Annotated in this window: 14 protein-coding genes; 9 read left to right on the forward strand and 5 right to left on the reverse strand. The window is 46.4% G+C overall.

From position 1 onward, the window contains the following. Positions 1 to 7: 7 nt before the first annotated feature. A complete protein-coding gene (locus tag J7E85_RS26140; protein ID WP_215162904.1) occupies positions 8 to 811 on the forward strand; it encodes an MBL fold metallo-hydrolase in 804 nt (267 codons plus the stop codon). A 167-nt stretch (positions 812 to 978) separates the two neighbouring features. Here J7E85_RS26140 and J7E85_RS26145 read toward each other — a convergent pair whose 3' ends face one another. Then, the gene (locus tag J7E85_RS26145) at positions 979 to 1,242 is read right to left on the reverse strand and encodes an alpha/beta-type small acid-soluble spore protein (protein WP_215162905.1); all 264 of its coding nucleotides are present in this window, start codon (positions 1,240 to 1,242) and stop codon (positions 979 to 981) included. Positions 1,243 to 2,352: 1,110 nt separating this feature from the next. On the opposite strand from J7E85_RS26145, the gene J7E85_RS26150 reads away from it, so the two are divergent. The 3 genes from J7E85_RS26150 (at position 2,353) to J7E85_RS26160 (ending at position 5,545) form a co-directional block, all read left to right on the forward strand. After that, positions 2,353 to 3,720: a S1C family serine protease gene (locus tag J7E85_RS26150; protein WP_215162906.1), complete on the forward strand. Its 1,368-nt coding sequence runs from the start codon at positions 2,353 to 2,355 to the stop codon at positions 3,718 to 3,720. Positions 3,721 to 4,136: 416 nt separating this feature from the next. After that, the gene (locus J7E85_RS26155; RefSeq protein ID WP_006207301.1) at positions 4,137 to 4,304 is read left to right on the forward strand and encodes a CxxH/CxxC protein; all 168 of its coding nucleotides are present in this window, start codon (positions 4,137 to 4,139) and stop codon (positions 4,302 to 4,304) included. A gap of 188 nt (positions 4,305 to 4,492) precedes the next feature. Next, a complete protein-coding gene (locus J7E85_RS26160; protein WP_215162907.1) occupies positions 4,493 to 5,545 on the forward strand; it encodes a GTPase in 1,053 nt (350 codons plus the stop codon). 103 nt (positions 5,546 to 5,648) lie between these two features. Here J7E85_RS26160 and J7E85_RS26165 read toward each other — a convergent pair whose 3' ends face one another. From J7E85_RS26165 to J7E85_RS26175, 3 genes are all read right to left on the reverse strand, one after another. Continuing rightward, positions 5,649 to 5,942, reverse strand: a complete 294-nt coding sequence (locus tag J7E85_RS26165) for a hypothetical protein (RefSeq protein WP_076326602.1) — start codon at positions 5,940 to 5,942, stop codon at positions 5,649 to 5,651. A gap of 108 nt (positions 5,943 to 6,050) precedes the next feature. Then, on the reverse strand, positions 6,051 to 6,503 hold the full coding sequence (locus J7E85_RS26170) for a HEAT repeat domain-containing protein (protein ID WP_202619027.1): 453 nt from the start codon (positions 6,501 to 6,503) through the stop codon (positions 6,051 to 6,053). Positions 6,504 to 6,547: 44 nt separating this feature from the next. Further along, positions 6,548 to 6,721, reverse strand: coding sequence for a DUF3934 family protein (locus tag J7E85_RS26175; protein ID WP_215162908.1), 174 nt, complete (start codon positions 6,719 to 6,721; stop codon positions 6,548 to 6,550). A 266-nt stretch (positions 6,722 to 6,987) separates the two neighbouring features. On the opposite strand from J7E85_RS26175, the gene J7E85_RS26180 reads away from it, so the two are divergent. The 3 genes from J7E85_RS26180 to rlmH all read left to right on the forward strand — a co-directional run bounded on the left by J7E85_RS26180 (position 6,988) and on the right by rlmH (position 9,511). Then, a complete protein-coding gene (locus J7E85_RS26180; protein ID WP_076326611.1) occupies positions 6,988 to 7,566 on the forward strand; it encodes a TetR/AcrR family transcriptional regulator in 579 nt (192 codons plus the stop codon). Between the two features lie 76 nt (positions 7,567 to 7,642). Continuing rightward, positions 7,643 to 8,770 carry a cytochrome P450 gene (locus J7E85_RS26185; RefSeq protein WP_251036055.1) on the forward strand — a complete coding sequence of 376 codons (1,128 nt, stop codon included), beginning with the start codon at positions 7,643 to 7,645 and terminating at the stop codon, positions 8,768 to 8,770. Between the two features lie 261 nt (positions 8,771 to 9,031). Then, positions 9,032 to 9,511: a 23S rRNA (pseudouridine(1915)-N(3))-methyltransferase RlmH gene (gene rlmH, locus J7E85_RS26190; RefSeq protein WP_215162910.1), complete on the forward strand. Its 480-nt coding sequence runs from the start codon at positions 9,032 to 9,034 to the stop codon at positions 9,509 to 9,511. A 217-nt stretch (positions 9,512 to 9,728) separates the two neighbouring features. Here the strand turns inward: rlmH and J7E85_RS26195 are convergent, their stop codons facing one another. Then, the gene (locus J7E85_RS26195; protein WP_215162911.1) at positions 9,729 to 10,646 is read right to left on the reverse strand and encodes a hypothetical protein; all 918 of its coding nucleotides are present in this window, start codon (positions 10,644 to 10,646) and stop codon (positions 9,729 to 9,731) included. A 441-nt stretch (positions 10,647 to 11,087) separates the two neighbouring features. On the opposite strand from J7E85_RS26195, the gene J7E85_RS26205 reads away from it, so the two are divergent. Beyond that, positions 11,088 to 11,537: an AAA family ATPase gene (locus J7E85_RS26205; RefSeq protein ID WP_215162912.1), complete on the forward strand. Its 450-nt coding sequence runs from the start codon at positions 11,088 to 11,090 to the stop codon at positions 11,535 to 11,537. A 168-nt stretch (positions 11,538 to 11,705) separates the two neighbouring features. After that, positions 11,706 to 11,992 (forward strand): hypothetical protein (locus J7E85_RS26210; protein ID WP_483311344.1); only part of this gene is annotated, 287 nt, incomplete at its 3' end.

Genomic DNA, 11,992 nt, shown 5'->3' on the forward strand with positions numbered 1-11,992 from the left:
CAAGACTATGGGGATTTCATTTTCCGTGCTGTCGAGCGGCTCAACGGGCAATGCGACCATTGTCCGCAATGAGGATACGACACTGCTGATTGATGCGGGCTTAAGTGCACGGCGCATCGATGAGCTGTTGAAGGAACGCGAAATGATGGGAGAAGAAATCGACGGGATTCTGGTCACGCATGAGCATTCGGATCATATCCGTGGGCTTGGCGCGGTGGCGCGCAAATACAATCTGCCGATCTATGCGAATGAGAAGACGTGGGAAGCGATGAGCAAGTCGCTGGGCAAGATTGCGGAAGAGAACCGGATTGTGCTGGAGAGTCATGAGGTCAAGGATTTTGGCACGCTGCGGGTGGAGCCGTTTGAAATATCCCATGACGCTGTGGCACCGGTCGGTTATTGCTTCTATGACGGCGATGAGAAGCTGGGCGTCGCTACGGACCTCGGTTATGTCAGTGATAAGGTGAAGAAAGCGCTGGATGGATCGGATGTCCTGGTGCTGGAAGCCAATCATGATATCGAGATGCTCCGGATGGGACGCTATCCGTGGAATACCAAACGCCGGATTCTCGGCGACATGGGACATTTATCGAATAATTCGGCAGGCGATGCCTTAAGCGAGCTACTGACGGGAGATACCAAACGTACATATCTTGCTCATCTCAGCCTCGATCACAACATGATGGAGCTGGCGAGAATGACCGTACGCGATACGATGGAGGACCGCGGCTGCTTCTTTAAGGATAGTGAGTTTAAATTGTGTGATACGTATTATGACCGTCCAACCCCTTGGGATAAGGTGGGGGAATAGGCTTAGGCAACGACAGGTTTACCGTAGGAAATTTATTTTCGAAGCCATCATATATTAGTTATCATTATACAGGCATTACAAAAACAGCCCCACCGTCATAGGGATCTATGATATGGAGCTGTTTTTGCTGTTTAAGGAATACCATATTCCAAGAAACAAGGCTCGTTCTAACGCTTACTGAGGCTCTCTTGCGCCATACGAACCATCTCCCGGACCATGGAACCGCCAATCGCACCGCCGACTTTACCGGCCTGCTCGGTGGTCAGATCTCTGTTGTCGCCCGGCTTCAGCGGAACACCAAGTGACTTGGCCACCTCATATTTGACGTCCTGCTGTCTCTGCGGGTCTATTTGATAGCCTTCCTCCCGCATGACGTCGGTCATGAACTGCTGCATTTCGGGACTCCGGCGCCGCCTTGATCTTCTAGCCATCCCATAACCCTCCTTACAGTATGGTTTCCCCTTCATAACATTCCCTGCAGGTCACCTACGGATGAATGGATAACCTAACCAGTTCAACTATTCGGAAGCTGAAGAGAATGGGACCGAGGCAATCGAATAGGGAAACTGCTAGGCCGATCTCATCTACAGTGGTCAAGCGGAGGGGAGCAGGAAGAATTTTTCCAATGGGTGGCTTAGGAAGAATAAGTTGCGGGGAATCCAAATAGGAATGATGTGTGGGTCGCCGAAGTCCCCTTCAACGTTGTGTTCTGGACTGGATCGATTTGTCATGAGAGACTGACAATATTGCCATTTTCTTTACATAATTGTCCGGTATCCTGTTTAAGGGGGGGAGCACGAATGAGGGTCGTTGGCTGCTAGGAATAGCGGATATGCCGGAAGAGAAGAGTTAGATTAAAGAAAATCCCTGTTTAATGGAACCATTTGGTTGTCTGCACGTATACAAGGTTAATAGGTTCATACGAGTTATTCGTTGTTATGAAATGCAGAATCTCACATTGTACTGACTCTCAAAATTGCCATCAATTTGGCATTTGTTTTTATTAAAGAAAGCTGACGTGAACCTCTGTTCGTGTGGTACAATAGGAACACAAGAAGGTCTGAATGCTTCTGTTAAGCACTTGCATCGAATAAGTACCAGGGCGTTTGCATTTCTAAAATGCGACCAGCCCAGGTTTTCCCATCTTTTTTTAGAAAAAACAGATGTTTTGCGCTTAAGTCGCCCTGTTTGTGGTAATAGAGAATACAGGGTTTTTTTTGAACTGTTGGGTGGCAATACATACCTTTTTTGGAACTACATTTCAAGCTATGGATTGAAATATTCAATGTAGAGCCATATTTCGATAAAAGTTCAAACAGAATGCTCAAAAATGCAACTTTTTTAGCCGCTGAAGAGTCTTTACAATAGAGAGATATTTAACAGGTGGTACGCTGCCGATTTCATAGGAAACTAGATACACTCGGTACAGGGCAGGTTGTTATGACGACAAGATGATTTCATAGGTCAGTCGGTAATGGCGGAGGGTCTGAAGCTGGTAAAGTATCTTGACGCGTAGCAACCAAGGGGAGAGAGGGATCGCAATGGGATTATTTGACGATGATTTCTATTCAACTAAAATTTCCAGACGGAGCAAAAATACCAGCGAGGACCGACCTGAGCGAACGAAGTGGCGGACGACCCGCCGTAAAAAGGGTTTATCCACATTCCAGATTTCCGCGATCAGTTCGGTGTGCAGTGCTCTGATTGCGGTGATGCTGTTCAGCTTCATAACGGGCCATCCTGCGACCTCTTCACCGATTACCCTGATTAATGGCAGCCATCAGCTGTCCACGTCCGATGGGGATCCCTATGAACGGATTATTAGCGTTGCTCAGAAGGTGCGACCGGTTGTTGTCAGTGTGCTGACACATAAAGAGAGCGCGGTGCCTGAAGAGGAAGGCCCTGAGGGAGAAGGATTGGAAGAGGATTTCGGTACCCTGCCAGAGGAAGAGGGAGACTTTGAGCTTCCGGAGGGATTCGACTTCGGTGAGGATTTTGATTTCGGAAATGATTTCGGCAGTTCACAGGAAGACACCCTGGGCTCTGGCGTTATCTTCAAAAAACTTGAAGGCAAAGCCTTCGTGATTACGAATAACCATGTGGTTCAAGGTGCCGTTTCCCTTGAGGTTGTGCTGGTAGGTGGCGAGAAGAAGAAGGCGACGTTGGTCGGAACAGACAAAGTTAGCGATATTGCTGTTCTGTCGATTGACAGTAAAGGCATCGGAGAGGTCGCAGAGTTTGGGGATTCCTCCAAGCTTCGACTCGGCGAAACAGTCATCGCTATCGGCAACCCGCTGGGCCTGGGCGACACGCTCACATCCGGGATTGTCAGCTACACAAACCGTGTGATACCGGTATCCCTGAACCAGGACGGCATCTACGATTGGGAGCAGGCGGTCATTCAGACCGACGCTGCCATTAATGAGGGGAATAGCGGGGGCGCTTTGGTGGATTTGAACGGTAAAGTTATCGGCATCAACACGATGAAAATTGCGGACACCGGCGTAGAAGGGCTTGGGTTTGCAATTCCGGTCAATGAAATTACGGAGGTTGTAACCGAGTTAATGCTGAAGGGGCATATTGCACGCCCTTATCTTGGCGTATACACCGTGGACTTGGGTAACCCTTATGCTCCACTGAGCAAGAAGGAGAAGGAGAACCTCAAGCTGCCGAAGACAGTAACCGAAGGCGTGGTCGTGCTGGATGCGCTTGGACCTGCGCTGGATGCCGGCCTGCAGCTGAACGACGTGATCATCAAACTGGACGGCAAACCGATCACGACAACGCTGGAGCTGCGTAAGCATCTCTACCTTAACACGAAGGTGGGCAAAGACCTGGACGTGACCTTCTATCGTGACGGCAAGCTGCAGTCGCTGAAGGTGATGCTGGAAGAGAAGCCTGGAGAATAATGCAGGCTGGATTGGCTGACTTGGTTGGCCCAAGTCACTGCGGATTTTTTTGGAGTAAATGTGCTTGTCCATTGTTTAATGCAGTAGGTTCATGGGTATATATTTCGGTTAGCGTTGAATAATATCCAATATAGAGAGACTGAAAAAGGTTAGATACGAGCCGTGAAACGGCCGCGAAGAAGAGCGTGGATTACGCTCTTTTTTTGCTGTCTGCATCGAAATGATGGTGGGTATAAGGACTCTGGATGTGAAATCCATGGATAGATAGGAATCTTTTGTGGATTGAAAAACGGCCGGGATGAGCAAATGGGTTAAAAACATTTCTTTTTCTCGTAGAGTGTGGTAGAACAGAAGAGTGACTATACTGGTTTGAAGAAAAACACAACATGAGGCGAAAGATAGAAAGGATGCATAGAATGTACGTCGTATGCAAGGAACATGTGGAACTAGCGATCGAAAATTTCGTGGATGAATATGAGGATGCCCCGGATATTGTTGATCTGAAGGAGACCGAGTTTTCGGACTGGGACCCACCGGTGAAGTGCGCGGAGTGCGAGAAGCATGCAGAGTTTTTAGTTGTGTAACGTGAATATTTAAATTAAATAAATAATCCAAATGAGAAAGCGTGATGAATTCACGCTTTTTTTGTTTAAAGAGATGTTGAAGTGAATAGAAGAAACAAAGCTTCGATGGACAGTCCTCCGTAGTGTATGATGGATGTATAGATTACACGGAGGCGCGGGTAACCTAGCGTGAATGGAGACGATCAGAAATGGATGACTACAGAAGATCATGGGAAGACGAGATCAGTCGGGCAGCCGATGAGGCCTATGAGAAGGAAATGGATGACATCAACCGACAGCTGAAGGAGGAAATTCTCATCGCTCTGATTGGTGATGTGAATACAGGCAAGTCCTCCACCATGAATCGAATCGTCGGTGAAGAGGTCGCTGGTGTCGGGGCAGAGCCTGGAGAAACGACGGAAATTAAACCGCATAAGTACAAGGAGCATATTTACTTCATGGATACACCCGGGTTGAATGATGTGAACACCGCGAACTCGGAGATCACCTTGAAATACTATAAACAAGCGGATATCGTTCTATTCTTCCTGAACGCTGCGGGTACGGTCTTCTCCGAGGCGGAGAAGGAGTCCTTCGAGAAGATTCAGGACGTGAACTCGAACATCTTGATCGTGCTGAACAAAATAGACGCTGCAGATGAAATCGACCGCCTGGTAGCGCGGATTAAGAAGGAGACCGGTGGGCATTATGAGGTTGCGCCGGTATCCTCACGGACGGGTGAGAACATTGACCGGCTGCGGAGCAGCATTCTGGAGATGCTTAAAAAAAAGTCTAAAGATATTCTCTTTGCCAAAAGTATCAAGGAGAAGTCAGCGACTGCTAACGGATGGATCATCGGAGCCTCGATCTCGGCAGGAGCGGTAGGCGCATCACCCATTCCGGGGTCGGATATCATTCCGATTACCGGCATTCAGGTGAGTCTGCTCACCAGGCTTGCGGTGCTGTATAATAGGCCGATCAGCAAGGAGACGGCGAAGGAACTGGTCATTGCCACGATATTCGGGAATATCGGCAAGAGCATTTTTCGGCAGATTGTGAAGGTCTTCCCTGGAGCGGGATCGGTTGCCGGAGCGACGGTAGCGGGTGCCACCACCCTGGCGCTGGGATATGCGGTGAAATACGCTTACGAGCACAACATCGAGATCAACACGGCGAATATTACGAAGCTCTACAAGAGGTTCAGGGAGAAGGCGGAGACGGAAACCGAATCGGAATCGGAATCCAAGTCCGAGTCGAAGTAAGGAAGACGATGTCGAATGCATACCACATCTAACGGATGGAAATAGAAAAAGGGGCCATCGGCCCCTGATCATAGCTGCGTCATTGCAGCGACATTATCATGATTTACTTAATGGCCGCAGCGTGATCGGCTTTTGCCTGCTCCAGCATCGATTTCCAATCTGGGAAATCGGTTTCTCTTGAAACATGACGGTCAAACAGTTCATCCGGAATGTTATCGATATCTTCGTGCGTTTCCACTTGGAAGTTACCTTTTACCACAAAATCTCCAAAACTGCTGTGCGATGAATGTTTACGCATAAACGATTCATTGAACAGCTTTTCCAGAGAGATGTTATCAGGATCCTCCTGTACCGATTTTTGGCCTTGTAATTCCTTCAACAGATCATCAAACGACATGGGCTTTTGCTTTCTCAGAGTACCACTCCTATAACTAATATTTGTGTTCAGTATAACATAACCGGATTTCTCATATACATAGTCAGCTCCGGAAGGTTTGACGCCTTGTTATCTTCTTAATAATGAAGACCAAGTCTGTTCCAGCCAGTGATCAAAGTCATCGCCCTTGTCACCTTCGTACGTATCGTAGATGTCGATTCTCATCTTTTTTAATTTCTCTTTGAAGTCTTCATACGTGTGGTCACGGGGAAGGCTTTTTTTAATGCGGAGCAACACCTTCGAAACGTCCTTCATCAGCTCGCCTTTGGGTCTTTCCGGCATCTGCACGTCCTCACCAAAGGCCAGGAGTTTACGATAGGCTGCCTCTCGCACTTGATAAACCGCATCCGTATTCAGTCTATGCAGCAAAATATCAATGGATTTCTGATTTTTCCAATTTCCCAACGCTTCCACCGCGTCTAATCGTTCTCTCCAATTGGCATTCCGGTTGGCGGAGCTTTTGAGCTCCTCGTAATTCTCGGGCATATCCGTTATTAATTCTTGATTGTCCAATCCGTTCATCTCCTTCAATATGATGTATCAGGTCAATCTGTACCATATGTTCATTACGGGGTGCCTTTATGATTCTCGGCTTCCGATTTATCGTCTGCCTGCTTGGCCCCTTTACTGGTATAAGGTTTGGGTTTGCTCTTCGCTCTTCTCGCACTTGCATCCCAGCGGCTCCAGCCCTTCTTGCCTGTGCCTCTGCCTGTTCCACCCTTGCCCTTGGATTTACTCAACCCATCACTCCGTTACGGTATATTCTTGTCCCTATATTTCTGATTGTTTACCAGCACTGTTGAAATATACACTGTATTGGGCCATATGTATAGGATACCACGGAAATCAGCATAAGAATCGAATTATATGGAGATTGAGATTTCGTATAAGTAGGGGCATGTCTTCGGTTGACTAATTTTTTCCAGCATGGTATCTTATTTTTGAACTGACCAGTCAGAATAAGAACGGTGATCTGAAATTTAGTTGTGAAAGGGCCGATTCGATTGTGAGCAAAGATAAAATTATCCAAGCAGCCATTGAAGTATTCTCCGAGAACGGATATCACCGCGCAAGCATGGACGAGATTGCCGCCCGCGCACAGGTTGCCAAGGGGACTCTGTACTATAACTTCCCGGGCAAATCCCAGCTCTTCAAGACGGTGGTGAAGCAGGGCTTCGAAGATATTATGCAGCGGACGGAGGCAGACCTGAATTCCTCCCTGCCAATGAAGGAGAAGATTGAGCGCACGATTCGCCATCATCTGGATCTGTTTCTCGAATCCCGCCATTTCTCGCACATCGTATTTAATGAGATTTCGAACGGCATCGAGCAGGATGTTCTGGACGAGTTGAAGGAGCTGAAACGGAAGTATTTAAGCTTCCTGGCAAGCATCATCGAGGAAGGTCAGTGCGAAGAGAACCTGTGCCGTGCCGTTGATCCTAATCTGGCCGCTGCCAGTATTGTCGGAACGCTGGAGAGCACATGTAATTATTACCTGAATCATCAGGATACGTATTCGCGCGAGGATCTGGAGCGGTTTGCCTTCACGATGATTACCCAAGGCCTGTTTATATCGCTTGAATAAGCAAGGCCTTCTTTTTTTAAGTATGTATAACTGACCAGTCAGTTCAAATTAGCGATGGAAAGCGAAGGTGTTAAGCATGGAATGGAATAAGAACGGTTTACTTCCGCTGGAATGGTTCCGCCAGATGCGGACGGAATCTCCGGTGGAGGCAATTGAGGGTAATGGTGGCTGGAACGTTTATAAATACGTGGATGTTAAAGCCGTCTTCACGAATTACGAAGTGTTCTCTTCTCAAGGGTCCTCTTCTTCCGATGACCCGATTGAATCCAGCATTCTGCGGCAGGATCCGCCGAAGCACCGTCAGCTGCGTAAGTTGGTATCCCATGCTTTTACGCCTCGTATCATAGAATCGCTTGCCCCCAAGATCCAGGAGATCACGACATCTCTGCTGGACGAAGCGGAAAAGAAGGGGAAGAAGATGGATATCGTGGCCGATCTCGCAAGTCCGCTGCCGATCACGGTGATTGCCGAGATGCTCGGCGTATCGATGGAGGACCGGGAACGATTTAAGGCGTGGTCGGACGCCCTGGTAGGTAACAATGGGGATGCTTATTATCAGTGTCAGCGGGAGATGAGCGAATACTTCTCTGCGATCGCGGAGGACCGCCGTCGTCATCCGCAGGATGATCTGATTACGAAGCTGGTGGAGGCGCGTATCGACAATGAACATCTCACCGACCTGGAGATTATCGGATTCTGTATTCTCCTTCTCGTAGCGGGTAATGAAACGACAACCAATCTGATCTCATCGGCGGTGCTTGCCTTTGATAGCCTGCCTGAGGTCCGTGCAGAGGTACTTGGAGATTCAACGCTGCTTCCAGGAGCAATTGAAGAAGTCTTCCGTTACTTCTCACCTGTTCAATTGATGTTCCGCAGCGTGAAGCAGGATACGGTGCTGCGCGGGCAGGAGCTGAAGCAGGGACAGTTCGTTTATATCTGGATGGCTTCGGCCAATCATGACGAGGATGTGTTCGAGCAGCCGGACGTATTCAACATCCACCGGAATCCGAACCCGCATCTGGGCCTCGGAAGCGGCATCCACTACTGTATGGGCTCACAGCTGGCGCGGATGGAGTCCCGGATTGCCCTCCAGACCCTGCTGGATCGTTACCCCGAATATCGCCGTGATCGCTCCGTAGAGCTGGCACGGATGGATAGCACGATGATGTTTGCGCTGAAGGAGCTGCCGGTCTTTTTAAAATAGACACGAAGAGAAGAGTCACTCTCAGAGAGCGGCTCTTTTTTTCGATAATCGCTGTAAGTTGGTCAAACACGGTCGAACAAGCTTAGAAGTAAATGAGTTGGCAATTCTCAAACTCTAATGCTCTGCTGGCTTTTGCGTTGACAAGGAAATGAGGGAGCTTGCTGTAGGAAGGAGGGGCGGGTCTGGGTATGTCCTTTAATTGGCAGCGGTACAATGTTAGAATGAACGACATAACAGCAGAGTTTAAGGAGCGAAAACGCTATGAATATACAGATGGTATGCGTAGGCAAGTTGAAGGAGAAGTACCTGGTGCAGGGCATTGCGGAGTACAGTAAGCGTCTTGCGCCTTACGTGCGCTTGTCCGTGCACGAGGTGCCGGATGAGAAGGCCCCGGAGAACATGAGCGAAGCGGAGATGCGCCAAGTGCAGGAGAAGGAGGGCGTCGGTATTCTCAGCCACATCAAGCCGGACACGCACGTCATTGCTCTCGCGATCGGCGGCCAGCTGTGGTCCAGCGAGGACCTGGCGGCGCACATCGACAAGCTGGGGACGTACGGCACCAGCAACGTCGTCTTTATCATTGGCGGCTCTAACGGCCTCTCCGAGGACGTACTGAAGCGCGCCCAAACGAAGCTCAGCTTCGGGCGGATGACCCTGCCGCACCAGCTGATGCGTCTGGTCCTGGTAGAGCAGATTTACCGGGCGGTGAAGATTAATCGAGGGGAACCTTACCATAAGTGACGGCGAAAAATTAGGGCATAACCGCTGCTAGGCGCGGAAACGTGCTATCGAGGGCAGGTGCGGGAGGGGGATGCTCACAGAGAAGAAATCCATGTTAAAGTAACACTTCTTGGGTTGCTGCCAGTGTAACAAAAAGAGAGCAACCCTCGCAAAGCTATACCAAAATTAAAGTTGGGGAGCGTGACCGCCTTAACTGGGAATCGGCCCGATTGAGATGTTATTCTTTGGTGGGCAAATCTTTCATCGTTAGAACTTCATCGATATCGATTACTGACTTAACTTGATCAACTATTTTCAAGAATCTTTCGTTTATGAATAATGTTTTCTTATATCTGCTTATTAAAGTATGACCGGTTCTCCTAAGTGCAAGAACGGCGCAAATTTTTGGGGAATGATCTGGATTATTAAAGAAACCGTCATCGTCACGAGTCCATGCTCTAGAACCACTTGTATAGAATAAAAATTTCTCAGTTCCGAAGACTGCTTGTGAAATATCAATGTCATCGTAACGATCTGCTTCCATTGCAATAATGTTGATGTTTTTCTCGTCATTGTTCCATAAGAAAGCACCGATTGCCTTAGAAAGGCTGTTTTTGACTTGTTGTTCAGCCTCTCCAGTGGTCTCGATCCATTCTAAATTTCCCGAAGTCCCGATTGTAAGATGCTGCAACTCAATTTTATTAGGCGGATACAGTGCAAAAACTATTTTTGGGCTACCCTTAGGAGGGAATTGTAGATCAGTATTATCTGGAAGAGATTCAATGGATGCGCTCAAAAATGATAAAAATAAATTTGCATCGCCTGCATTAAAATCTTCGGACAAGCTAAGGCTTACGAACTTTCCTACAGTTATTTTCTCGAAAGATCTTTTAATGCTATCAATGAGTTTACTTTGTTTGTTTTCCCTTTCACTGTCGGACAATTTTTTCATCTGAATGTAAAAGAAAACATCGTCTTTGTTAATCACAAAGTCTGGAGGACGTTTAAACCTGTCCGGCTCATAAGCTATAGATGAAGCACTACTATTATTATAGCGGATGAGTTCCGCTCCGAAATTATGCTCTGCTATAAAGTCCGTATAATTCCTAATATTGTTCTTTGTGTTATTATACAGAGCTTCGTTTAGCTTATCCAATCCATGAATCGATAGCATCTTCAGTTGCTGCTCTAATCTTTCAATTTCATCACTTGAATCGTAGTAAGGAGTCCGTTCAAGTATTTTTGTAGAAAGCTCCTTAAAATCATTTTTGATGTAAATCCCCCCTTATATAATGATACCAAAATAGTTCCTGATTGTGTTCTCGCTTCTTCATACTGCAAAATCTGTCATGGACGACAATGATATGATCCCGAGCGCCTCGATGCCGACAAGAAGCTCTCACTTGGCCGAATGAGCAATCCGCACCAACTGATGCATGGATCGCTGGAGCAAGTGTATCGGGTGATTAGATTAATCGGGGAACAGTGCCGTAAGTGACGTCGAAAAATTAAGGCACTCCTAACCCGCGTCATACAAATGATTTCAATTATGTTATTATATAGTGAATTATGATAAAGGGAATGGTCAAAAATGATATTGGGCGTATTTATTAATGGATTTAAATCTTATGCTCAAACAGCATATATTCACCTTTGTATAAATGAAAATTATAAATTCACAACCATTGTTGGAAAAAATGGAACAGGCAAGAGTGCAATATTGGAGGCTTTAAACTACTATTTTAAGCAGGGAACATGGAATATCAATAGAGAAAGTAAAAACAGGGAAGATTTATTTATATCCCCTGTATTTTTCATAGAAAAAAGACCTTTAGAACAATGGTTGGAAAATTCCGATTTTAAATCTAAAGCTTCGGAAATTAAGGCTGCTTTAGAACGTGTGAGTAATTATCTTTGGGATGATGCCAATAATTCTTTTAAAGGCGCTACTCGGAGAGCTAATATGGTTGAGTTTTTTAGTCAAATTGAAAAACTTAAAATCGCCTATTCAAAGTCCTATTATTTGCTAGTCACAGCGGGATATTGATTCTAAAAGCACTAGCAAGCCCTTTTCCAATATAGCTAAGGATTTAGGTTCAGTTTCGTTAGACCAGGTCAATAATCTCATTGAGGGGTACTATACCTATATTTATATTCCCGTAGAATAGCAAGCAAATTCAACCCTGAGAATTGAGAATATACAAATGCAAAAATAATGAATCAAAATGTTATTCTAAAGATCGAACAGCTCCTAAGAGGAAAACTAAATGTAGACGATAAAAATCAATCTTTAATCGATCATATAAATGGCCAATTATCGGTGTTTATTGCTGATATTAACAGTGTTATAAAGTCCGTAAACCCTGAGTATGAATTTAAAGCAATAAGAAATAGGAAGCAAAATTTAACACCTTCAGATATTGTCGATAATATTTTAGAAGGGTACTTCTCAAAGAGAACACTTAAAAGTTCTCAAAAAAGTGGATCGTCTACACTAAGTTG

The organism is Paenibacillus sp. ISL-20, from assembly GCF_018613005.1.
Classification (GTDB): Bacteria; Bacillota; Bacilli; order Paenibacillales; family Paenibacillaceae; genus Paenibacillus_AQ.